At 70.7% G+C, this 23,703-nt stretch carries 18 protein-coding genes and 1 pseudogene; 12 read left to right on the top strand and 7 right to left on the bottom strand.

Annotation, left to right across the window (positions count from 1 at the left end; all coding sequences use genetic code 11):
- From KVT44_RS37025 to KVT44_RS37010, 4 genes and pseudogenes are all read left to right on the top strand, one after another.
- A pseudogene (locus tag KVT44_RS37025) lies at positions 1–264 on the top strand (transcriptional regulator); the annotation flags it as partial.
- Between the two features lie 32 nt (positions 265–296).
- The gene (locus KVT44_RS37020; RefSeq protein WP_054236102.1) at positions 297–827 is read left to right on the top strand and encodes a hypothetical protein; all 531 of its coding nucleotides are present in this window, start codon (positions 297–299) and stop codon (positions 825–827) included.
- A gap of 15 nt (positions 828–842) precedes the next feature.
- Positions 843–2,051, top strand: coding sequence for an MAB_1171c family putative transporter (locus KVT44_RS37015; RefSeq protein ID WP_217571828.1), 1,209 nt, complete (start codon positions 843–845; stop codon positions 2,049–2,051).
- A complete protein-coding gene (locus tag KVT44_RS37010) occupies positions 2,035–3,483 on the top strand; it encodes an NAD(P)/FAD-dependent oxidoreductase (RefSeq protein ID WP_217571826.1) in 1,449 nt (482 codons plus the stop codon). The genes KVT44_RS37015 and KVT44_RS37010 overlap by 17 nt, the downstream gene beginning before the upstream one ends.
- A 64-nt stretch (positions 3,484–3,547) precedes the next feature.
- Here the strand turns inward: KVT44_RS37010 and KVT44_RS37005 are convergent, their stop codons facing one another.
- Positions 3,548–4,591: an alpha/beta fold hydrolase gene (locus tag KVT44_RS37005; protein WP_190168233.1), complete on the bottom strand. Its 1,044-nt coding sequence runs from the start codon at positions 4,589–4,591 to the stop codon at positions 3,548–3,550.
- 239 nt (positions 4,592–4,830) lie between these two features.
- Here KVT44_RS37005 and KVT44_RS37000 point away from each other — a divergent pair, with 239 nt between their 5' ends.
- Positions 4,831–5,073, top strand: a complete 243-nt coding sequence (locus KVT44_RS37000; protein ID WP_099919599.1) for a hypothetical protein — start codon at positions 4,831–4,833, stop codon at positions 5,071–5,073.
- Here the strand turns inward: KVT44_RS37000 and KVT44_RS36995 are convergent.
- Entirely contained in the window at positions 5,070–5,762 is a 693-nt protein-coding gene (locus KVT44_RS36995) for a 4'-phosphopantetheinyl transferase superfamily protein (RefSeq protein WP_217571825.1), read from the bottom strand. The two genes, KVT44_RS37000 and KVT44_RS36995, sit on opposite strands and share 4 nt — an antisense overlap.
- Entirely contained in the window at positions 5,710–6,618 is a 909-nt protein-coding gene (locus KVT44_RS36990) for a metallophosphoesterase (RefSeq protein WP_099919601.1), read from the bottom strand. Before KVT44_RS36990 ends, KVT44_RS36995 begins: the two co-directional genes overlap by 53 nt.
- 288 nt (positions 6,619–6,906) lie before the next feature.
- On the opposite strand from KVT44_RS36990, the gene KVT44_RS36985 reads away from it, so the two are divergent.
- Positions 6,907–8,085, top strand: coding sequence for an ATP-grasp domain-containing protein (locus tag KVT44_RS36985; RefSeq protein WP_217571823.1), 1,179 nt, complete (start codon positions 6,907–6,909; stop codon positions 8,083–8,085).
- Between the two features lie 215 nt (positions 8,086–8,300).
- Positions 8,301–9,998, top strand: a complete 1,698-nt coding sequence (locus KVT44_RS36980; RefSeq protein ID WP_308314209.1) for a carbohydrate binding domain-containing protein — start codon at positions 8,301–8,303, stop codon at positions 9,996–9,998.
- Between the two features lie 27 nt (positions 9,999–10,025).
- Here KVT44_RS36980 and KVT44_RS36975 read toward each other — a convergent pair whose 3' ends face one another.
- The 4 genes from KVT44_RS36975 to KVT44_RS36960 form a co-directional block, all read right to left on the bottom strand.
- Positions 10,026–10,910: a sulfotransferase gene (locus KVT44_RS36975; RefSeq protein ID WP_308314208.1), complete on the bottom strand. Its 885-nt coding sequence runs from the start codon at positions 10,908–10,910 to the stop codon at positions 10,026–10,028.
- 151 nt (positions 10,911–11,061) lie between these two features.
- A complete protein-coding gene (locus KVT44_RS36970; RefSeq protein ID WP_217571821.1) occupies positions 11,062–14,109 on the bottom strand; it encodes a glycoside hydrolase family 38 C-terminal domain-containing protein in 3,048 nt (1,015 codons plus the stop codon).
- A 43-nt stretch (positions 14,110–14,152) separates the two neighbouring features.
- Entirely contained in the window at positions 14,153–15,490 is a 1,338-nt protein-coding gene (locus KVT44_RS36965; RefSeq protein ID WP_217571819.1) for a 6-phospho-beta-glucosidase, read from the bottom strand.
- Positions 15,487–16,254: a DeoR/GlpR family DNA-binding transcription regulator gene (locus KVT44_RS36960; RefSeq protein WP_054234544.1), complete on the bottom strand. Its 768-nt coding sequence runs from the start codon at positions 16,252–16,254 to the stop codon at positions 15,487–15,489. The genes KVT44_RS36965 and KVT44_RS36960 overlap by 4 nt, the downstream gene beginning before the upstream one ends.
- 126 nt (positions 16,255–16,380) lie before the next feature.
- Between KVT44_RS36960 and KVT44_RS36955 the strand changes: the two genes are divergently transcribed.
- The 5 genes from KVT44_RS36955 to KVT44_RS36935 all read left to right on the top strand — a co-directional run bounded on the left by KVT44_RS36955 (position 16,381) and on the right by KVT44_RS36935 (position 23,642).
- On the top strand, positions 16,381–17,418 hold the full coding sequence (locus KVT44_RS36955) for a carbohydrate kinase family protein (RefSeq protein ID WP_099925241.1): 1,038 nt from the start codon (positions 16,381–16,383) through the stop codon (positions 17,416–17,418).
- A 160-nt stretch (positions 17,419–17,578) separates the two neighbouring features.
- On the top strand, positions 17,579–18,865 hold the full coding sequence (locus KVT44_RS36950) for an ABC transporter substrate-binding protein (protein WP_099919606.1): 1,287 nt from the start codon (positions 17,579–17,581) through the stop codon (positions 18,863–18,865).
- Complete coding sequence (locus KVT44_RS36945; protein ID WP_099919607.1) at positions 18,865–19,827, top strand: carbohydrate ABC transporter permease; 963 nt, start codon at positions 18,865–18,867, stop codon at positions 19,825–19,827. The genes KVT44_RS36950 and KVT44_RS36945 overlap by 1 nt, the downstream gene beginning before the upstream one ends.
- Before the next feature lie 12 nt (positions 19,828–19,839).
- On the top strand, positions 19,840–20,724 hold the full coding sequence (locus tag KVT44_RS36940; RefSeq protein WP_229888716.1) for a carbohydrate ABC transporter permease: 885 nt from the start codon (positions 19,840–19,842) through the stop codon (positions 20,722–20,724).
- Positions 20,724–23,642 carry a glycoside hydrolase family 2 TIM barrel-domain containing protein gene (locus KVT44_RS36935; RefSeq protein WP_217571817.1) on the top strand — a complete coding sequence of 973 codons (2,919 nt, stop codon included), beginning with the start codon at positions 20,724–20,726 and terminating at the stop codon, positions 23,640–23,642. Before KVT44_RS36940 ends, KVT44_RS36935 begins: the two co-directional genes overlap by 1 nt.
- Positions 23,643–23,703 lie beyond the last annotated feature (61 nt).

Raw genomic sequence — 23,703 nt, 5'->3', positions numbered from 1 at the left:
CCCGGGGGGTCCCGGGGGGCGGAGGACTCCGGGGCGCGGGGGGGCGCCCGGCGGCGCGGGGAGCGGGAGCTGCTCCAACCGCCCGCCGCCCGGGAGCGCGAGGCGGCCGCGGCCGCCGACGACCCGCTGGAGCGGCTGCTCCAGGACCACGGCGTCCGCGGAATCGCCTGGCGGGCCGCGCAGTTGCCCACCGACCAGCACCGCGACAAGGTCGCCGAATGGCTGGACATGCTCTTGGAGAGCGTCAAGCGGCCCGAGTCGTGATCCGGGGGAGAACTGTGGGCATCGGAAGGGACATGCGCCGCCTGTGCGGCGAGTTGGTCGCGGAGCTCTCGCTCCCGGCACCGGCGGAACCCGGCGACCTGTACGCCGCCCTGTGCGACGCCATGAGCAGACGCCGCGGACGTCCCGTCCAGTTCCGTACGGCCGCGTTCCCGCCCGGCACCGCCAGCGGGCTGTGGCTCGACATGGCCGACCAGGACCTCGTCGTCATCGAGGAACGCACCGCCCCCGACCACCAGTTGGTGATCCTCGGCCACGAACTGTGGCACATGAAGGCCGGGCACTGCAGTCACCACGTCGAGGGCGCCGCCGTCGCGGCCCGCTTACTCAGCGACACCGCCGATCTGCAGGCGACCGTCCTGAGGGTCGCCGCGCGCACCCGCTTCGACCTCGCGGACGAGAAGGAGGCCGAGAGCTTCGGTCTGCTGCTCGCCAGCAAGTGCCGTACCTGGCTGGCCGGTTCGCCACTGCGCGGGCCGGTGAGCCGGGACGGTCTGGCCGGCCGCATCGAGGCGTCCCTGGGGTACCGCGGACCGCAGGGCTGAGGCGCCTTCCCGGACATGGACGGATCCAGCTACTACGTCCCGGCCGTCGCCATGGGAGCCGCCCTCGCCGTCAAGGCACCCACCCTGATCCGCGGCTGGCGCGACCCGCTGCTGCGGTCGGTGGGCGTCCTGCTGGCGCTGGCCTGCCTGGTGTTCCTCTTCGCGGCCCCGCCGACCATCGCCGAGGTCAATGACCTCACCGGTATCCCCAACGTCTCGGCGCCCCTGGTCTACTGCCTGCTGAGCGTCTTCAGCGCGTCCTGTCTGGTGCTGATCATCCACTGGCGCGGCGGACCCCCCGAGGTCACCCGCCGGCTCTCCCGCCGCTGGATCACCGGGTACGGCGTCGTCAGCGTGGCGCTGGTCGTGCTCTACCTGCTCGGGGACTGCCCCGAGGAGCGCCTGCGGGACCTCGACACCTACTACGCGAACACCCCGTTCATCCGCGAGATGATCGTCCTCTACCTCGTGGCGCTGACCGTCGCGGGCGTCGCGATGAACGTCATGTGCTGGCGCTGGGCCCTTCAGGTGGACGGCTGGCTGCGCGCCGGGCTGCTGACGATCGCGGTCGGCTTCCTCTTCAACGTCCCCTACTCGGTGACCAAGTTCATCGCCGTCGTGGCCCGCTGGAACGGCGCGAACCTGGACGGTCTGAGCACCGACGTGGCCCCTGTGCTGGCCTCCGTCGGAGCCCAGGTCAGCGCGGTCGGCTTCCTGCTCCCGCTGGCCTGCCAGCGCATCGGGGACAGCTGGACCACCTGGTCGACGTACCGCCGGCTCGGGCCGCTGTGGCGCGAGCTGAGGACGGTCTCGGCGCACGCGGACCACGCGGTACGGATCTCCTGGTGGTCCTCCGCCGAACTCCAGGTCACCCAGCGGGAGTCCGACATCCACGACGGCATGCTCAGCCTGTACCCCTACTTCGACTCCGCGGTACGCTCCCTCGCCTACGACGCGGCCGTGACGGCGGGCTCCGAGCCCGCCCAGGCTCAGGCCGAGGCCGACGCGGCGATGGTGACGGCGGCGGTGCGGGCCAGGGCGGCCGACCCGGAGGGCAGGGTCATCAGCGCGGCGGAGGCCGCCACCACCCCCGCCGCTTCCGCCGAGGGTCCACGCGACCTCGTACGGATGTCGATGGCCCTGCGTCAGTCACCCGTCGTCGCGGCCGTCCGAGGACGGGCCGCGACCAGGTCAGAGAGCGACTTCCATGAGCAATCCCGCTAGCGCGGCAGCAGGCGACAGAGGTACGGCCCCCCGTCGGGCCGTCGTCATCGGCGCGGGGACGGCCGGTCTGCTGGCCGCCGCCGCCCTGGACCCGTACGCCGAGGTCACCGTCGTCGAGCGCGACGTCCTGCCGGACGGGCCCGCGCCGCGCAAGGGCCTCCCGCAGGCCCGGCACGCCCATCTGCTGTTGTCCGGTGGCGCCCGCGCGATGGAGGAGCTGCTGCCGGGGGTGACCGCCGCCTGGCTCGCCGCGGGCGCCCGCCGGATCCCGATGCCCACCGGATTCGTCTCCCTGACGGCGCAGGGCTGGCTGCGGCGCTGGCCCGAGACGGAGTTCATGATCTCGTGCAGCCGTGATCTGCTCGACTCGGTACTGCGCGACCAGGTCGCCACGAAGGACCGGGTGACCGTCGTGGACGGCACGGAGCTGCTCGGTCTGGAGGGCGACGCCTCCCGGGTGACGGGCGTGCGCGTACGGATGCGCGACGGCGGGCAACGGGTGCTGCCGGCCGACCTGGTGGTGGACGCCTCGGGGCGCGGCTCACGCTCCACCCTGTGGCTCGACGCGCTGGGTGTCGCACCGGCGCGGCTGGACGAGGTCGACTCCGGACTCACCTACGCCAGCCGGATCTTCCGGGCACCGGCGGGCACCGAGGACTACCCCGTGGTCGGTGTGCAGCCCGACCCGGCGCAGCCCGTGCCGGGCCGGTCCGCGACGATCGTGCCCGTCGAGGGCGGACGCTGGCTGGTGACGCTGTCGGGCACCCGCGACGGACAGCCGACGGACTCCGTCGAGGAGTTCGAGCCGTTCGCGCGCGGCCTGCGGCACCCCGTGGTGGGGGAGCTGATCGCGCACGCGCAGCCGCTGACGGACGTCGCCGTCAGCCGCAGCACGATCAACCGGCGGCGCTTCTTCGAGAAGGTCAAGGGCTGGCCGGAGGGGTTCGTCGCGCTCGGCGACGCCGTCGCCACGTACAACCCGGTCTACGGGCACGGCATGACGGTGGCCGCACAGGGCGCGCTGGCGCTGCGCGGCCGGCTCGCCGAGCACGGGGTCGCGGCGCCGGGGCTCGCGCGGCGGGTGCAGCGGGCGGTGGCCCTTCCGGTGACGATCGCCTGGGAGCTGGCCACGGGCACGGACATCCGCTACCCGGGCGCGATCGGCGAGCAGCCCGGGTTCACGCGGAAGTTGCTGGGGCGCTATGTCGACCGGCTCCTGCGCACGGCGGCGGGACGCCCCCTGGCGGCCCGGGCGTTCCTGGCCGTGATCACCCTCTCCGCTCCCCTGTCCACCCTGGTCGGACCGAAGGTCGCCGTCGCCGTGCTGCGCGGCCCGCGCCGTCCTCCCCTGACCGCCCCGCCCCTCACGGCCGAGGAGCGGGAAGCGGTGCTGAGCGTCCCGGAGCCGTCGGGAACGCCGGCAGTGGGCTGAGCGAAGGGCAGGCGCCCAGCGGCGCCGGGCACCGTCGGCGGTGGGGCACCGTCGGCGGTGGGTGTCAGGTCGCGCTGCGTTCGCTCGCCTCGCGCAGGTCGCGCTCCACCGCCCGGTTGTGGGCGGTGTCGGGCCGGCCGGCCGTCGTGCCGGGGCGGCCCGCGCGCAGCAGTTCGCGCCAGTGCTCTCGGCTCCAGTCGGCCGGGCTGGTGGTGCTGGTGAACTCCTCGACAAGGTCGAGGAAACGGGCCGGGTCACTGTGGAAGGGGAAGTGGCCCGCGCCCTCGAAGATCTCCAGCCGGCTGCCCGGCATGGCCTGGTGCGCGCCGTACGCGTGTCGCACCGGCACCACGCTGTCCCGGTCGCCCCAGAGCAGCATCGTGGGCATGCCCTCGGTCAGATAGCAGCGGTCGAGCATGGTCACCGCCTGCCCGCGCCAGTCGACGACCGCCCGCAGGGTGCGGATGAACGCGCTGCGGGAGGTCGCGTCGGGCAGCGCGTCGACGAGGTTGAGCAACTCCGGTGCGTCCTGGCCCAGATCGGTGTCCAGGAGCCTCATCAGACGCAGGAACAGGCCGACTTGGAGCCGCATGCCGGGCAGTCGCAGCGCGGAGAGCATGAGGTGGGCGCCCGGTAGCGAGACGGCCCGCAGTACGGGGTTGACCTCGCCGCCGACGCCGCCCGCGCTGACCAGGATCAGCCGTTCGGTGCGCTCCGGGAACTGGTAGGCGAACTGCATGGCGACACCGCCGCCGAGCGAGTGCCCGACCAGGGTGGCGGACTCGATGTCGAGCGTGGTGAGCAGATCGCGGACCCCGTTGGCGTACGCGGCCACCGAGTAGTCGGCGCGCGGCTTGTCGGAGGAGCCGTGGCCAAGCAGGTCGGGCGCGATCACCGTGTGGGAGCGCGCGAGGTCGGGGATCAGGTCCGCCCAGGTCGCCGAGGAGTCGCCGATGCCGTGGATCAGGACGAGCGCGGGGCCCTCACCGGCCACGCGGTAGGCACGACGGTAGCCGTGCACGACCCGGTGCTGCAGACGCAGCTCCGCGTCGCCCACGGAACGCAGCCGCGGGTTGCGCCGCGGACGCCGAGGCGGTACGTCGACCACGGGCTCACCTCCTGTTACGGGCCGCCATGAAGGCGGCTTCCCCGCCGCCGAGAAGGCGCTTCCCGGCTCTTCTCACCACCCTAGGGCCCCTGTCCCACAAGGGATTTCCGTGATGTTTCACCTCCGCTAAGCGGGCGAACCTGCACGCATCGAAACCGCATTGTCAGTGGCGGTTGGCAAGCTGGAGGCACGTACCGCCATGTACCGCTTCGACCAGCCGACCCGGGGAGAGCCGTCCGATGCCGACCGCCGTACTGACCGACCACGAACGCGCCGCCGTGCAGGCCTATCTGCGTCTCCTCCAGACCGTACGAGCGGCGTTCGACGGTCCGCCGGACGGACGTCGACCACCCGTGGTGCCGCCCGCCGCACTCGCCGAGGCGGAGCAGGCGCTGGCAGCGGCCGGACTCGCGGGCAACGAGGAGGAGTTCTTCCGCCTGCTGCACAGCTGGTGCCCGGAGCCCGGAGGCCGCCTTGGCTAGGCGTCGGCCCCGGTGTGCGGGACGGTGACGGCCGTGGCCAGCAGGCCCCGGCGCACGGTCCAGCGTCCTTCGAAGGCCTGTATGTGTCGCCCGTTCACCAGCGGTCCCGGCACGAGGAGTTCGGCGCGCAGGCCGCCGGAGCGTGCGGGGCCGTCGTCCGCGAAGAGCTCGATGTCCGCCTCGAGGAAGTCCAGCCACTTTCCGGTGAGGGGGTACCACGCCTTGTAGACGGACTCCTTGGCGCTGAACAGCAGCCGGTCCCAGTGCACGGAGGCGTCCTGCCGCGCCAGCTCGCGCAGCCGGTCGTTCTCCGTGGGCAGGGCCACGGAGACGATGACGTCGTCGGGGAGTTCCTCGTGAGGTTCGGCGTCGATGCCCAGCGAGGCCAGGTCGGTGGCGCGGACGAGGGAGGCCGCGCAGTAGCCCTCGCAGTGCGTCATGCTGCCGATCAGCCCGGCGGGCCAGACGGGCGCCCCGTGCTCGCCGCGCAGGACGGCCTGCGCGGGCACGCCGAGCTTCTCCATGGCCTGGCGGGCGCAGGCGCGCACGGCGGCGAACTCACGGCGCCGCTTCTCCACGGACCGCGCCACGAGCTGCTGCTCCCCGGGGTACAGCGGCGCGCCCCAGTCCTGGTCGTCACCGTGTGTCTCCACGGTCACGACCGATTCCGGGAGCAGCTCCTCGATCACCGGTTCCGACCTCCATCGGCAGTACGTGGCGCAGGGTGTCCGGCGGGCCGGGGCGGGGCCGCCACTCCCGGGGGTATCCCACCGAGACCTCTTCGAAGCGGACGCCCTCGTGGTGGGTGGTCCGCGGGATGTGCAGATGGCCGTAGACCATGACCTGGGCGCGGAAGCGGCGGTGCCAGTCGGCGGTCAGCCGGGTGCCGCACCACATGGCGAACTCGGGGTAGCGCAGGACGTCGGTCGGGTGACGGTCCAGCGGGTAGTGGTTGACCAGGACGGTGGGCAGGTCCTCGGGCAGCTCGGCGAGCCTGCGCTCGGTCTCGGCGACCCGGGCCCGGCACCAGGCCTCGCGGCTCGGGTAGGGGTCGGGGTGCAGGACGTGCTCGTCGGTGCAGATCACCCCGGTCCCCTCGGCGTACGCCATGCCCTCGTCCTTGTTCGTGCAGCCCGGTGGCAGGAACGAGTAGTCGTAGAGCAGGAAGAGCGGTGCGACGACCGCGGGGCCGCCCGGCCCGTCCCAGACGGGGTAGGGGTCTTCGGGCGTCGTGACACCCAACTCCCGGCACATGGCGACGAGATGCTCGTAGCGGGCGACACCGCGCAGCTGCACGGCGTCCTTGGGATGGGTCCACAGCTCGTGGTTGCCGGGCACCCAGACGACCTTGCGGAAGCGTCCGCTGAGGGTTTCGAGGGCCCAGTGGATGTCGGCCACGGTCTCCGAGACGTCACCGGCCACGAGGAGCCAGTCGTCGTCGGTGTGCGGGCGCATCTTCTCGACCAGGGCGCGGTTCTCCGCGTACCCGATGTGCAGGTCGCTGATGGCCAGCAGGTTTCCGATTCCGCCGGCCGTCGACCGCACCCTTGCCACCTCCGAGAAAAGGACTGGAAACACAAGAACACATTCGTCCCCGCGGGACAAGGACGGCCCGCGCGCCGGGCCTCGCGCCCCGGCGCGTCGAGCCTGATTCCGGGGTCGCGGGAAATCCGTAACATGCCCGTAGCGTCACACCGGGCTCGCGCCCCTTATGATCGCCCCAACACAACCGCCACGAACCCTTCTCGGCGTATGGCGGTTTGCTGTTCCTCCCTCTCCCCTGGCCGGGCACGGCCTGCTCCGCCGTGCCCGGAACCCTGAAAGGCGGCCTGCATGGGTTCTCGCGTACGCGTCTGGCTCAACCGCACGTACGCGGAGAACGTGTTCTTCATGGACCAGCTGCGAAGTAATCCGCAGCTCCGCCCGGTCGAGATCCATGCCACCCACGGCGATCCCGACTCCCCCGTGCTGGCCGCCGCCGACACCGCCGCCATGGAGCCGGAAGGCCTCTCCCCCGCCGCCTACGTCGAGTACGCCCTCGACCAGTGCGCGCGCCACTCCATCGACGTGTTCGTGCCGGTCCTGCAGCAGGCGGCGATCGTGGCGCACCGCGCCGAGTTCGCGGCGCTCGGTACGGCCCTGCTGGCGCCGCCTTCCGAGGCCGTGGCCGTCTTCCTGGACAAGGCCACCGCGTACCAGGCGGTGCAGGCGGTGGGCGTGCCGGTGCCGCCGTGGTGGCGGGTGCGCACCGAGGAGGAGCTCGTCGCCGCGGTCGAGACGCTGGAGGCCGAGGGCCACAAGGCCTGCTTCAAGCCGGCGGCGGGGGCGGGCGGAGTGGGCTTCCGCGTCATCACGCGCGCCCCCTTCTCGCTCGCTCACCTCAATGGATTTCCGAGCCCGTACGTGCCGCTCGACCTGGTCGTGGAGGCACTGCGGTCGGCGGAGGAGCCCGTCGACTGGCTGGTCATGCCGCTCCTGGGGCAGCCGGAGGTGTCCGTCGACTGCCTCACGGCGCCGGACGGCCGGGTCCGTATGGCGGTGGGCCGCACGAAGAACGGACGGCGTCGCGGTTTCACGCTGCACCCTTCGTTCATCGAGCCCGCACGGCTGCTCGCGGAGGCGTTCGGACTGCACTATCTGACGAACATTCAGTTCCGGATGCTCGGTGACGACCCGGTTCTCATGGACGTCAACACCCGCCCGGCGGGCGGTCTGCACCAGCTCTCGCAGTGCGGTATCAACGCCCCCTGGGCCGCGGTGCGGTTGGCGCTCGGCGAGGAGCCGGGCGAGATGGTGCCGCCGCTGCTCGGGCAGGACTACACCGTGCTCGCGGGTCCCCGTCCGGTGCGTCCGGTCTCGCTGCCGCAGCAGCGCACCGACGCGCCCGCGTCCACCCTGCCCGCCGTGCCCGCCCCGGCCCCCGCCACGGAGGCCGCTCCGGCATCGGAGCCCGCACCCGCCCATGCGTCCAAGGCCTCCAACGCGACCACGGCCGCCATCGCCCCCGCCTGAGCCTTACGCCCCCTGCCCCTGCCCCCACCCCTCGCACCTCGCACCTCGCACCTCTCCCCCAACCCCCTCGCGTCTCACCTTCACCACCCACTCACCGGTCTGGACCAATTCCGCGCAACGCCTTGACAGCGGGATTGGTCCATACCAACTTGGTTGCGCACCTCTCAGCACTCCCGAAGCACTCCCGAACACCCCCATGCCTCAAGGGAGATCGCGTGCGCATCAACCTCAGAACAGACCTCAGGCGCTCCAGACATCGCGTCCTCGCGCTGCTCGGCACCGCCGCCCTGGCGCTGGCCGGGGCGGTCGCGCTGCCCACCACGGCCCAGGCGGCCAACATCCTGTCCAACCCCGGCTTCGAGTCGGGCAGCCTCTCCCCCTGGTCGTGCACAGGGAACCTCGGCTCGGTCGTCTCCAGCCCCGTGCACGGCGGCTCCAAGGCCCTGGCCGGGGCGGTGAGTTCGAGTGACAACGCCCAGTGCAGCCAGACCGTCTCGGTCCAGCCGAACACCACGTACAGCCTCTCGGGCTGGGTGCGCGGCAGCTACGTCTACCTGGGCGTCGACGGCGGTGCCTCGACGTGGACGACGTCCCCGTCGGCGTACAGCCAGCTCAGCGTCTCCTTCACGACCGGCGCCTCGCAGACCAGCGCCAAGATCTACGTCCACGGCTGGTACGCGCAGGGCACCTACTACGCCGACGACATCAGCCTGGACGGTCCGGGCGGCGGAGGCGGCTCCGACACCCAGGCGCCGACCGCGCCGACGAACCTGACCTCCACCGGCAAGACCTCCTCCAGCGTGTCCCTGTCGTGGGGCGCGTCGAGCGACAACGTGGGCGTCACCGCGTACGACATCTACAGCGGCTCGAACCAGGTGCTGAGCGTCTCGGGGACGAGCGCGACGGTCAGCGGTCTCGCGTCGAGCACCGCCTACACGTTCACGGTGAAGGCGCGGGACGCGGCCGGGAACACCTCCGGGGCCTCCAACTCCGTGTCCGTGACCACGGACGCGGGCGGTGGCGGCGGCACCGGCTTCAAGCAGGCGGCACCGTACCTCTACCTCGGCTGGGGCGACCCGCCGAGCGCGACCTCGGTGATGAGCTCGACCGGCGTCAAGTGGTTCACGATGGCGTTCATGCTGGACTCGGGCGGCTGCAACCCCGCCTGGGACGGCAGCAGGGCGCTCACCGGCGGCACCGACCAGACCGTCATCAACCAGATCCGCTCGGCCGGCGGTGACGTCGTCCCGTCGTTCGGCGGCTGGCAGGGCAGCAAGCTCGGGGCCAACTGCTCCTCGGCGAGCGCGCTCGCCGGTGCGCTCCAGAAGGTCATCGACGCCTACGGGCTCAAGGCGATCGACATGGACATCGAGAACACGGACGAGTTCGAGAACGAGGCCGTCCAGGCCAAGATCCTGACCGCGCTGAAGACCGTCAAGGCCAACAACCCGGGCCTGAAGACGATCGTCACCTTCGGCACCTCGACGACCGGACTGACCTACTACGGCAACCGGCTCATCGAGCAGGCGCAGTCGCTGAACGCGGGCATCGACGTCTTCACGATCATGCCGTTCGACTTCGGCGGCGGCTCCGACATGTACGGCAACACCGTCAACGCCGCCGAGGGGCTGAAGGCCAAGCTGAAGTCCACCTTCGGCTGGGACGACGCCACGGCCTACTCCCACATCGGCATCTCCGGCATGAACGGTCTGTCCGACCAGCAGGAGAACACCACCCCGGCGATCTGGACCCAGATCCGCGACTGGGCGAACTCGCACCACATCGCCCGTCTCGCCTACTGGGCGGTCAACCGTGACCGGCCCTGCCCCGGCGGCGGCGTGGTGAGCAACTGCTCCGGCATCAGCCAGAACAACTGGCAGTTCACCTCCATCACGGCCGGATTCACCGGCTGACGCTCCCGGCGTGGGAGTATCCGGCCGTCAGACGGTCGGGTACCCCCACGCCCGCGCCAACTCGGCCAGCCTGGGCGGGAGTTGGACCGTAGCCTCGGCGGCCTTGGCGGGCTGGATACGGCCCGACCTGATGGTGTCGCTCCAGTCGCCGAGCTTGGGGCGGAAGGTACCGTGGTCCTGGCGGCCGTAGTCGAGCATGCCGCTCTCCCAGGGGACACCGAGGTAGTCGCACAGGCCTCGGGTGGTCCCCTCGGGGTCGGCGGTGAGTTCCTCGTACGTGATCACGTGCGCGTCGAGGTTCTGCCGGGCCTCCTCCAGCTTCTCGCTGTAGCCGAGCACCTCCTCGTGGATGGCCTCGTGGTCGGGGTCCGAGCGGCGGTTCGTCAGCGAGGTGATGACCGCGCCGGGGTGGCGCAGCAGCACGATGTAACGGGCGCTGGGCCAACATCGGTGCAGGCGGGGCCAGACGAGGGTGTTCGGCGGGGTCTTGTCGACGATGATCCGCTTGCCGCTGCGGGTGAGTTCGAGGTGCAGCAGCCGGTCCCACAGGGCGTGCTCCAGCTCGTCCTTGTCGAGTTCGAGGGCCCGCATGGCCTCCGCGGTGAAGTCCCGGGACAAGTGGACGTGGACGGTGCGCAGATGCATCTCGTGCGGGGCGCGGATCTGGCTGTGGCTGTTGAGCAGGACCCGCAGCAGGGTCGAGCCGGAGCGCACGGACGAGAGCACGAAGACGGGCGAGTCCACCAGCCGCGGGGCGGGCGGGGCGACGTACGGCAGGCCGTCGGCGCCCTCGGGACTCCGGGGCGACGGCACCCCGTCGAGGGTTCGCCGCGGCGGGCGCACCGCCTCCGCCATCAGCCTCCCCCGGCGCTTCAGTCCCTTGCCGATCGCGGACATACGCGGGTCTCGCACCGTGACACCTCTTTCTCGCTGGTCCCCGCATCACAAGGGGGAAGGGCGAACTCCAGGTGTCGCGCAGAAGAAGCGCCGTGGTCACGGCGGGCGTGAAACCCGCCGCGACCAGGCCTTTTACCGTTTCCTTAATACTTCATGGGAACTGGGGTCACGCCTTCGCCACGGCCAGCCGCAACGTCTGCACCTCGAAGGGGCGCAGCGCGACCGCGACCGCGTTCCCGTCCGTGTCCACCGTGGTCAGCGGGCGCTCCAGGAGGTCGGTCACCTGGGCCCCCGCCAGCGGGAAGCCGGTGCGCAGGGTGCCGGTGCCGCGACCTCCGCGGGACTCGTAGAGGCGTACGACGACATCGCCCGAGGCGTCGTCGGCGAGCTTGACCGCCTCGATGGTCACGCCCTCCCCGTCCACGGAGACGACGGGCTCGGCCGGACCGGCCGAATCCGCCACCCGCAGCGGCAGATTGAGCGCATAGCCCTCCGCGATCGCGTCCTCGATGCTCGCGCCCGGCAGCAGCGCGTAGGTGAAGCGGTGCTTGCCCTGGTCGGCCTCGGGGTCCGGCACCCGCGGGGCGCGCACGAGGGACAGGCGTACGGTCGTGGTCGTACCGCCGTCCTCGCGGACCGTGCGGGAGACGTCGTGGCCGTACGTCGAGTCGTTGATGACCGCGACGCCGTAGCCGGGCTCGGCGATGTGCACCCAGCGGTGGCCGTAGACCTCGAAGCGGGCCGACTCCCAGCTGGTGTTGGTGTGCGTGGGCCGCTGGACATGGCCGAACTGGATCTCCGCGGAGGAGTGCGGGGCCCGGATGTCCACCGGGAAGGCCGCCTTGAGGATCTTCTCCGCCTCGTGCCAGTCGATCTCGGTCTCGACGTCGATCCGGCGGCTGCCGGCCCGCACGGTGATCGTCTGGACGATCCGGGAGCCCTTGCCGAAGGCGCGCTCCACCTTCAGCGCGCCGAGCAGCGGACCGTCCTCGACGACCGTGACGGACTCGGCGTCGAGCAGGTCCGTGTAGCGGTTCTTGTAGTGCTTGTCGATGTCCCAGGCGTCCCAGTAGTTCGGGAGGTCGCTGTGCAGACGGAGGAGGTTGCCCTTGTCGGCCAGGACCTCACGGTCGGCCGTCAGGTCGCGTACGGAGGCCAGCGTGCCGTCCTCGTCCAGCTCGACGCGGACCAGGCCGTTGTCGAGGACGCGGCCTTCGACGGTCACCGGCCGCGGGGGCTCAGCCGCGTCGAGCAACGCGCTGCCGTTCGCGGGGACTTCGGCGTACATCGGGATGCCGACGGAGGTACGGACCACCTCGGCGCGGTCGACCGGGCTGGTGTTGAACACCCGGGTCTCGCCCGTGCCCAGCGCGGCCACGGCCTCAGCCGTGATCGCCTCGACCTCCTTCGCCACCCGCGCGTACTCCGCCTCGGCCTCCCGGTGCACCCAGGCGATGGACGAGCCGGGCAGGATGTCGTGGAACTGGTGGAGCAGGACCGTCTTCCAGAGCCGGTCGAGCTTCTCGTACGGGTAGGAGTAGCCCGGCGCGTTCAGCGCGGCGGTGGTCGCCCACAACTCGGCCTCGCGCATGCGGTGTTCACTGCGCCGGTTGCCCTGCTTGGTGCGGGCCTGCGAGGTGTAGGTGGCGCGGTGCAGCTCCAAGTACAGCTCACCGGACCAGACCTGGTCCTTGGGGATCTCCTCGCGGGCGGTGGCGAAGAAGGCGTCCGGGTGCTCGACCCTGACCTTCGCCGAGCCCTCCAGGCTCGCCAGCCGCCGGGCGCGTTCCATCATCTCGCGGGTGGGGCCGCCACCGCCGTCACCGTGGCCGAAGGGGGCCAGGGACGTCGTACCGCGGCCCTTGTCCTGGTAGTTGCGGACGGCGTGCGCCATCTCCTTGCCGGAGAACTCGACGTTGTAGGTGTCGACGGGCGGGAAGTGCGTGAAGATGCGGGTGCCGTCGAGGCCTTCCCACCAGAAGCTGTGATGGGGCAGCTTGTTGGTCTGGTTCCAGGAGAGCTTCTGGGTCAGGAACCAGTCGTTGCCGGCGAGCTTGGCGAGCTGCGGGTAGGCCGCGTTGTAGCCGAAGGAGTCCGGCAGCCAGACGCCCTTGGTCTCGATGCCGAAGTGCTCGATGAAGAACCGCTTGCCGTGGATGAGCTGGCGGGCCAGCGCCTCGCCGCCGGGCAGGTTGCCGTCGGCCTCCACCCACATGCCGCCGACCGGCGCCCAGTTCCCGTCGGCGACGGCCTTCTTGATGCGCTCCCACACGTGCGGGTAGTTGTCGCGGACCCACTCGTACTGCTGGGCCTGCGAGCAGGCGAAGACCAGCTCCTCGTACTCCTCGGCCAGCGCGGTGACGTTCGAGAAGGTGCGGGAGGTCTTGCGCTTGGTCTCGCGGATCGGCCACAGCCACGCGGAGTCGATGTGCGCGTGACCGGCGGCGGAGAGGGTGTGGGCGCTGGCGTGGGCGGGCTTGGCCAGAGTGGGGGCCAGCACCGCGCGGGCGGCGGCGGCCGTCCCGGAGATGTCGTCGAGGTCGAGGGCGTCCATCGCCTGGTCCAGCGCGATCATGATCTCGTGGCGGCGCGGGTCGAGCTCGCCCAGCTCCAGCATGAGTTCGCGCAGCACCTGGACGTCGAGGTCGAGGTGCCAGACGTTCTCGTCGAGGACGGCGATGTCGGCGCGCTTGAAGGTGTAGAGCGGCTTGTCACCGGCCGTGAGGCGGTCGCCGAGCGGGGTCGGGCCGGCAAAGTCGTTCGCCAGGATGTCGGGGTTGGAGGCCGCCTCGACCAGGTAGTGGATCTCCTCGCCGCCCGTGGCCGGGTGGGCGATCGGCACGTACTGGTTCTGCGGGTTGACCGCCTTCAGCGGGACCCCGTCCGGCAGGTGGACGAGCGCCTCGGCCTGGTTGCCGGGCCAGTCGCCCACGAAGCCGAGGTCGAAGACGGCCTCGACGCGCTTGCCCGTCCAGTCCGCGGGAACCGAGCCGCGCATCCGGAACCAGGTGGTGCCCCACGGCGGCCCCCAGGGGGTGTCCATCGCGAAGGGCTTGTACGGCGCCGCGGCGGCCTCCTCGAAGGGGACCGGCTCACCGGGCGCCTGCCAGGCCTCGACCTCGAAGGGCACCGAGGCGGCGTAGATCGCGGGCTTGATGCGCTGGTCGTGGACGCGTGCGACGCGCTCCTCGATCCGGCGGCGTTCGTCGTGCATGTGAGGTCTCCAGGAGCCAAGAAGCCGAGCAGGGGGTAAGCGCTTACTTAAGGTACGCCAGGCCTGGGTGGACCGAGGTGTACCCCTCGACCAGACGGCGGGCCACGTTCACGGAGTCGACGAGCGGGTGCAGGGCGAAGGCCTTGACGGCGGTCGTGCGCGAGCCGGACTCGGCGGCGGACAGGACCTCGCGCTCCACCGCCTTGACCGCGCAGACCAGTCCGCTGGCGTGGTCGGGCAGCGGGTCGACGGCGACCGGGTGGGCGCCGTTGGCGTCGACGAGGCAGGGCACCTCGATGACGGCCTCCGTGTCGAGCACGCCCAGCGTGCCGCGGTTGCGGACGTTGAGGATGAGCGTGGTGCGCTCGTCGCGGGCGATGGCCCGCATCAGGGCGAGCGCCACCTTCTCGTAGCCGCCGGAGAGGTCGTCGGCGTCGCGTTCGCCCGCGCCCGCCGCGTCCCGGTTCTCCGCCATGTAGGTGGCCTCGCGCTCGGCCCGCGTACGGTCCCAGGCACTCAGCGCGGCGGTGTCCGGGCGCTTCATCTCGGCGTAGAACTGTTCCTGCTGGTCGCGCAGGAACGCGCCGCGGGTCTTCTCCGCCTGCTGGTAGGCCCGGACGGCCTCCCGGTTGAAGTAGTAGTAGTGCAGGTACTCGTTCGGGACGGCGCCCAGGGACTGCAGCCACTCGACGCCGAAGAGCTTGCCCTCCTCGAAGGAGCCGAGCAGCTCGGGGTCGGCGAGCAGCCGCGGCAGCTCGTCGCGGCCCGCGACACGCAGCCCGCGCACCCAGCCGAGGTGGTTGAGGCCGACGTAGTCGATCCAGGCCTCGCGGGGGTTGGCGCCCAGGACGGTGGCGATGCGGCGGCCGAGGCCGACCGGCGAGTCGCAGATCCCGATGACGCGGTCGCCGAGGTGACGGGACATGGCCTCGGTGACCAGTCCGGCCGGGTTGGTGAAGTTGATGACCCAGGCGTCGGGGGCGAGCCGGGCCACCCGCTGGGCGATGTCCACGGCCACGGGGACCGTGCGCAGGCCGTACGCGATGCCGCCGGCGCCGACCGTCTCCTGGCCGAGGACGCCCTCCGCGAGTGCCACCCGCTCGTCGTCGGCACGTCCCTCCAGGCCGCCGACGCGGATCGCGGAGAAGATGAAGTCGGCGCCGCGCAGCGCGTCGTCGAGGTCGGTGGTGAAGGACACCTCGGGGGCGTCCGGCAGGTCCTTCGCCTGCTCGGCCAGCACCCGGGCGACGGCCGTGAGCCGTCCGGCGTCCACGTCATGCAGCACGACATGGGTGACGCGGCCCTCGGCGCGGTCCCCGAGGAGTGCCCCGTACACGAGCGGCACCCGGAATCCGCCGCCACCCAGAATCGTCAGCTTCACGCCGTTTCCGCCTTTCCTGTCACGACCACTTGCACGCCCGCCTCTTCCAACGACGACCGCGTCGCCGGGTCCAGCGGGCCGTTCGTCACCACCACGTCCAGCTCCTCGGGGCCGCAGACCCGCGCCATTCCCGTACCCGGGAACTTCGCGCGGTCGGCGAGCAGGACGACCTTGTCGCCCGCCTCGATCATGGCCCGCTTGACCGGCACCTCGACGACGGTGGTGTCCATCACCTGCCCGCCGGGCCGTACCCCGCTGGTACCGAGGAACAGCCAGTCGGCGTGCAGTTGTCGCAGGTTGTCCTCGGTGAGGAAGCCGACCAGGGAGCGGTACTCACGGCGGACCATTCCGCCGAGCAGCACCAGCTCTATGTCCTCGTCGTCCACCAGCTCCTCGTAGACCACCAGGTTGCTGGTGATCACGGTGATCCGGCGGCCGTGCAGCTGTCGGGCCAGCCGGTAGGCGGTGGTGCCGATGTCCAGCAGGACGGACTGGCCGTCCTGGACCATCGAGGCGGCGCGCTCCGCGATGGCGTCCTTCTCGGCCACACGGACCTCGGCGACCTCGGCGAAGGGCTGGTCGCCCTCCTCCACGACCGCCCCGCCGTGCACCCGCGTGAGCAGGCCTTCCTCCTCCAGTTTCAGCAGGTCACGGCGGACCGTGGCGGGGCTCACGCCCAGCTGTTCGGAGAGATCGGTCACGGCTGCGGGCCCGCCGGAGCGCAGGGCCCGCAGGATGAGTTGATGTCGTCGCTCTGCCAGCACCCTGTGAACAGTACTCGTCATTCCCAATCATTTCTATGCTCAGTTCTGCTCGACTCTTGCCAAATTGGCCAGAGGCGCGCACGATCCTGTGCACCGCTTGCAGAGTTTTGACGAGAGGATGTGCTCGTGGGTGACGAACGGCCCGATGTGATGCTGACCGGGCTGCTCTTCTACGACCTCGTTCTCACCGGACTGGGGAAGCCGCCGACGGCCGGCGAGGAGATCTGGACCGAGGGAATGGGCGTGAGCCCCGGCGGCATCGCCAACCTGGCGGTCGCGGCCTCCCGGTTCGGCCTGCGCACCTCCCTGGCCACGGTCTTCGGCGACGACTACTACGGCGCGTACTGCCGTGAGGTCCTCGCCGACCAGGAGGGCATCGACCTCTCCCTGTCCCGCACCGCGGACGGCTGGCACACTCCCGTCACCGTCTCGCTGGCCCACGGCAACGACCGGGCCCTGGTCACCCACGGCCAGGAACCGCCGTACTCGCAGGACGAGCTGATGGGCGACCCGCCCGAGGCACGCACCGCCCTCGTGCACATCGAGGCCGAACCGCGCGCCTGGCTCGCCAAGGCCGCCGCGGCCGGCACGCAGATCTACGCGGACGTCGGCTGGGACCCCACACAACGGTGGTCCCGGGACCTCCTCGACCAGCTCTCCCTGTGCCACGCCTTCCTCCCGAACGAGACGGAGGCGATGGCGTACACGCGCACCGAGAGCGCGGTCGCGGCCCTGGGCACGCTGACCGAGCTGGTGCCGGTCGCCGTGGTCACCCGGGGCGGCGACGGCGCGGTCGCGGTGGACCAGACGACGGGCGAGTACGCGGAGGTACCCGCCCTCCCCGTCGACGTCCTGGACGCGACGGGTGCCGGAGACGTCTTCGGCGCGAGCTTCGTCGCGGCCTCGCTCGGCGGCTGGCCGCTGGAGGAGCGGCTGCGCTTCGCGGTGCTGGCCGCCGGCCTGTCCGTACAGCGGCACGGCGGTGCGCTGGCCGCGCCCGGATGGTACGGCGTCCACCGCTGGTGGCAGTCGCTCGAAGACCGTGAACTGCGGCGTGCGTACGGCTTCCTCGCCGACCGCGTCCCGGCGGACCCGGGCCCGCCCGTCCGTCCCGCCCCCGTGACCCCGCCCGACGCCACGCGTCGGCCGGGCGCACCCCGATGACCCCACGCGCAACACCCCGTAAGACCCCCCGCATCACACGCACGACACGGATGACCCCACGCATCGCAACGCGAAACACCCCACGCACGACCCCTTGCAAGACCCCACGTAAGACCCCTCGTACGCGAAGACCGAAAAGATCCGAAAGGCGGTGGGAGCTGTGCGGCTCTCACGAAGGGGCCTGCTGCGCGCCGGCCTGGCCGGTACGGCCGCCACGGCGCTGAGCGGCCTGGCGACCGGCTGCGGCGTTCCGACCGGCTCGACCGGACGCAACATGGTCCTGTGGTACTGGAGCGGCGGGCTGAGCCCGAAAGTCGTCCAGGACGCCAAGGCCCGCTACGACAGCGCGGTGAATCTGCAGGCCATCCAGATCGGCGGCTACTACCGCTCGAAGCTGATGACCACGATGACCGGACGCGCCCACATCCCGGACATCGCCGGGCTCAAGGGCGAGGACATGGCCTCGTATCTGCCCAACTCCGACCAGTTCGTGGACCTGCGCACGCTCGGTGCCGAGAAACTGAAGGACCAGTACCTGCCCTGGAAGTGGGATCAGGGCATGGCCCCGGACGGTTCGATGGTGGGCTTCCCGATCGACTGCGGTCCGGTCGCGCACTACTACCAGCCCGCCGTCTTCCAGAAGGCCGGACTGGCGTACGAGCCCGAGGACGTCTCCAAGGAGCTGGCCACCTGGGACCAGTTCTTCGCGGCCGGCGAGCAGCTGAAGAAGCGCCTCCCCGGCACGTTCATCCTGACCGACGCGCTCAGCGTCTTCGGCATCTCGGTCAACCAGACGACGAAGCGGTTCGTCGACAAGGACCGGCACTTCATCGGCGACCAGGAGCATGTGCGCACCGCCTGGGACCGTTCCGTCGAGGCCACCCGTCGCGGACTGGTCTCGAAGATCATCAACGGTACGGCCGACAACACCTCGGCCACCGAGCGGGGTCTGCTGCCCAGCCAGCTGAACGCCTCATGGGCGGCCGGCGACATCAAGCTCAACGTACCGAAGACCAAGGGCAAGTGGCGGGTGGCCGCGTGTCCGGGCGGTCCCTCGAACATCGGCGGCTCGTTCCTCGCGATCACCAAGGCGTGCCGGGAGCCCGAGAAGGCCTTCGAGATGATCACCTGGATGCTCGACGCGAGCAACCAGGCCCAGGGCTTCGTCGACTCGGTGCTCTTCCCCTCGACCCCGGCGTCGTACGCGATGAAGAAGCTGCGCGAACCCGACGCCTTCTTCGGCGACCAGGTCACCATGGACGTCTTCGGTCCGGCGGCGCAGAACATCCCGGTCGCCTTCAACAGCCCGTACGACATCGCGCTGAGCACCCCGATCAACGACGAGCTGCGGAACTTCTCCGTCCTCGGCAAGGACCCGGACAAGGCCTGGAGGGACGCCATGAGCAAGTGCCGGCGCATCGCGGACCACCTGGGGGTGAGTTACTGATGGCTACCGCACCCGTGGTCGACACGCCCCGCGCGGCCCTCGCCGAGACCCCCGTCACCCACCCCAAGAAGGGCATCCTCAGCTACTGGCGGCTGTACGCCGCGATCTCCCCCTTCTATCTGCTGTTCCTCGCCTTCGGTCTGATACCGGTCGGCTTCTCGCTCTATCTGTCGTTCCACCGCTGGGACGGCCTCGGCTCGATGGAGTTCGCGGGGCTCTCGCAGTACCGCTATCTGCTGTCGGACACCCAGTTCTGGACCTCGATCGGGAACACGATCATCATCTGGGCGCTGGCCACCTTCCCGATGATCTTCCTGGCGATGGTCACGGCCGTGATGCTCAACTCGGCCGTCCGCTTCAAGAACCTCTACCGCTTCGCCTACTTCCTGCCGAACGTCACCTCGATCGTCGCGGTCGCGATCATCTTCGGCTCGGTCTTCTCCACCAACTTCGGTCTGGTCAACGCGTTCTTGCAGGCGATCGGCCTGGACCAGGTGGCCTGGTTGAACACACCGTGGGGCATCAAGGTCGCCATCGCCACGCTGATGACCTGGCAGTGGACCGGCTACAACGCGATCATCTTCCTCGCGGGGCTCCAGACGATCCCGGGCGAGCTGTACGAGGCGGCGCGGATGGACGGCGCCGGACCCGTCCAGACCTTCTTCCGGATCACGCTGCCGCTGATGCGTCCGGTGCTGCTGTTCGTGCTCATCATCTCGACGGTCACGGGCCTGCAGACCTTCTCCGAACCGCAGGTGCTGCTGCAGACCACGGACAACAACTCGTCGTTCGCGGGCGGCCCCGGCCACTCGGGCCAGACGATGGTCCTCTACTTCTTCCAGCAGACCTTCGACAACAACGACTTCGGTTACGGCGCCGCCGTGGCCTGGGGCATCTTCCTCGTCGTCATCATCTTCTCGATCATCAACTGGCGCCTGGTGCAGCGCCGGGGCGAAGACTAGGGAGGCCCCACCATGGCAATCCTCAAGGGTTCATCGGCCTCCATGAAGGGGGCGGGGCGCACGTCGACCATCAAGGGGTCACGGCGCCGGGGCATCGCCCTCCACCTCTCCCTGATCATCGGTCTGCTGCTCTCGGTCTTCCCGTTCTACTGGGCCGTGATCATGTCGACGCACTCGTCGACGGAGATCTTCTCCTACCCGCCGAAGCTGCTGCCCGGCTCGCACTTCCTCGAGAACGTCCGCAACCTCTTCGACAACGTCGACTTCTTCGGGTCGATGTTCAACTCGCTGCTGGTGGCGTGCTCGGTGACCGTCCTGGTCCTGTTCTTCGACTCGCTGGCCGCGTTCGTGTTCGCCAAGTTCCAGTTCCCGGGCCGCCGGGTGCTGTTCGCGCTGATGATGGTCATCTTCATGGTCCCGGCGCAGCTCCAGGCGATCCCCCAGTTCGTGATCATGGCGAAGCTGGGCTGGATCGGCTCGATGACCGCGCTGATCGTCCCGGCGGCGGCCAACGCGTTCGGCATCTTCTGGATGCGCCAGTACATGAAGAGCGCGATCCACGACGAGCTGATCGACGCCTCCAAGCTGGACGGGGCGGGCTTCCTGCGCCAGTACTGGCACGTGGCGCTCCCGGTGGTCCGGCCGGGCCTCGCCTTCCTCGGCATCTTCACCTTCATGGGCCAGTGGAACGACTACGCCTGGCCGCTGATCGCCCTCACCAACCCGGACAACGTGACCCTCCAGGTCGCGCTCTCCCAGCTGAACGGTGTCCACGGCACCACCGACTACGGAATGGTCATGACCGGCGCGCTTCTCGCCCTCATCCCCCTGCTGATCGTCTTCGCGATCGGCGCCAAGCAGATCATCGCGGATCTCGGCAAGGGGGCCATCCGCTGATGACGGACCCGCTGCTCGCGCTCCGCCCCTGGGAAGCACCTGAGGTGACCTCCTGGGGGCGGTTGCCCATGAACGCCGTCGACCGCCGGGCCGGAGCCCTGTCACTGGACGGCTCCTGGCGCTTCCAACTGCTGCCCACGCCCACCTCGGCCCCCGGTCTCGCCTGGTCCTCGCTCCAGGTGCCCGGCTCCTGGACCACCCAGGACACCGACGACCTGCCGCAGTACACCAACTTCAGGATGCCCTGGGGCGAGTTCCCGCCCGCCTCGCCGGACGCGAATCCGACGGGCGTGTACGAGCGTGAGGTGGACGTCCCCGCCGAGTGGGCCGGCCGCCGGATCGTGCTCCAGGTCGGCGCCGCCGAGAGCGTGCTGCTGGTCCATGTGGACGGGCGGCCCGTCGGCGTGTCCAAGGACTCGCACCTCGCGGCCGAGTTCGACCTCTCCGACGTCGTACGACCCGGAGAGCGCGCTTCGCTGCGGCTCACCGTCGTCAAGTGGTCGGACGCCTCGCACCTCGAGGACCAGGACCAGTGGTGGCACGCCGGGATCACCCGCTCGGTGCTGCTGTACGCGACCGATCCGCTGCGGCTGGCCGACGTGACCGTACGGACGCGGTGCGACGGCGGCCTGCGGGTCGACTGCCAGGTGCGGGACGCCGGGGGCGCGCTGCCGGAGGGCTGGTACGTCACCGGGGAGCTGGACGGCCAGCTGCTCACCCAGGACGTCGAGTACGAGCGGTTCAAGGAGGAGGACGGCCGGGTCTCCGACTTCCTCGGCGAGGCCCGTCTCACCACGGTCGTCGCGGGCGTCCGCACCTGGACCGCGGAGACGCCCGAACTGTACGACCTGACCGTACGGCTGCACCGCGCCAACGGCTCGGTCACCGACACCTCGCACCACCGCGTGGGCTTCCGCGAGGTCGAGATCCGCGGCCGGGACCTGCTCCTCAACGGCGAGCGGGTCTACATCCGGGGCGTCAACCGGCACGACTTCCACCCGCTGACGGGCCGGACGGTGTCGTACGACGACATGCGCGCCGATCTGGTGACGCTGAAGCGCTTCGGGTTCAACGCGATCCGTGCCGCCCACTATCCCAATGACCCCTCCCTGCTCGACCTCGCCGACGAGCTGGGCTTCTACGTCGTGGACGAGGCGAACATCGAGGCGCACGACCACGCGCACGAGATCGCCGACGACCCCCGCTACCTCGGCGCCTTCGTGGACCGCGTCTCCCGAATGGTCCTGCGCGACAAGAACCACCCTTCGGTGATCATCTGGTCGCTGGGCAACGAGTCCGACTACGGCGCCAACCACGACGCCGCCGCGGGCTGGCTGCGCCGCCACGACCCGAGCCGGCCCCTCCAGTACGAGGGCGCGGCCAAGCTCGGCTGGGCCGACCCGAAGGTCGCCTCCGACATCGCCTGTCCCATGTACGCGCCGCTCGAGGACTGTGTCACGCACGCCCTCTCCGGGGAGCAGACCAAGCCGCTCATCCAGTGCGAGTACTCGCACGCCATGGGCAACAGCAACGGCACGCTGGCCGACCACTGGGCCGCCATCGAGTCAACCCCAGGGCTTCAGGGCGGTTTCATCTGGGAGTTCTGGGACCACGGCATTCTTCAACGCGTGAACGACGGAAGACCGGCCGGGCGCGGTGGCGCCGGGCTGTATGACAACGGTGTCGCCGCGCCGGGCCACCGCTGGGCCTACGGCGGCGACTTCGGCGAGACGATCCACGACGGCGCGTTCGTCGCCGACGGGGTCGTCTTCCCCGACCGCACGCCCAAGCCGGTGATGTACGAGCACCGGGAGATCGCGGCGCCGGTGCGCCTCGCGTACGTCGGGGGCGAGCTGCGGGTCACCAACCACCAGCACTTCCGGGGCCTCGAGTGGCTGACCGCCGAGTGGGAGCTGTCCCTCGCGGAGGGCGGCACGCTGACGGCCGCGGCCGAGCTGCCCGACGTACGGGCGGGTGAATCGGTGGCCGTGCCGATGCCGTTCACGCTGCCGGAGGACGGCGGCGAGGCCTGGCTGACGCTGCGGGTGACCACGGCGGACGAGGAGGCGTGGGCACCGCGCGGCACGGAGGTGTGTGTGCCGCAGGTGCGGCTCAGGGCGGCCACCCCCGTGGGCTCCGCCGCAGTGTCGGACTCCGCTGTCGAGGTCGACGAGGACGGGCTGCTCGTCCATCCGCTGCTCACCGCGGCCCCCGTGCTGTCGCTGTGGCGGACACCGACCGACAACGACGAGCTCGGCGGCATGGCGGTGCGCTGGCGGGCCTGGGGGCTCGACGCGCTGGAGCGCAAGCTCGTCGACGTACACCGCGAGGACGGAAACGTCACCGTGGTCGCCGAGTACGCGACCCTGGCGGGCGCCGTACGTCACGAGCAGGTGTTCACCCGTGTCGAGGGCGGGGTGCGGATCGAGGAGACCGCGCAACTGCCGGCCGCGCTCGACGACGTACCGCGGGTGGGCTCGGTCTTCGAGACGGTCACCGGGCTCGATGTCCTGGAGTGGTACGGCCAGGGCCCCTGGGAGTCCTACCCGGACCGGAGCACAGGCGCGCCGGTGGGCCACCACTCCCTTCCCGTGGACGAGTTGTTCACCCCCTATCTGCGTCCGCAGGAGAGCGGCGGGCGGCACGGTGTACGCCGCTTCACGCTCTCGGCACCGGACGCCACGGGCTTCGCGGTCGCGCTCGACGAACCGCGTCAGGTGACCGTGACCCGCTACCGGGCCGCGGATCTGGCGGCCGCCACCCATCACGACGAGCTGGTGCCGCGGCCCGGCTGCGTGGTGCACCTCGACGCCGCGCACCGGGGGGTGGGCACGGCCTCGTGCGGACCCGACACCTCGGCCGGCTATCTCGTCCCGGCCGGTACCCACCGCTGGTCCTGGACGCTGCGCGTGCTCTGACCCGCGCGCGGCGCGCCGCCCGTCCCACCGGCTCGACCCGTTCGACCTGACTCGACGCTCG

The sequence above is a fragment of the Streptomyces sp. GbtcB7 genome (assembly GCF_019091445.1).
GTDB classification, from domain to species: domain Bacteria; phylum Actinomycetota; class Actinomycetes; order Streptomycetales; family Streptomycetaceae; genus Streptomyces; species Streptomyces mirabilis.
Note: the sequence above shows the minus strand (reverse complement) of the source record. Positions and strands in the feature narration are given on the sequence as shown.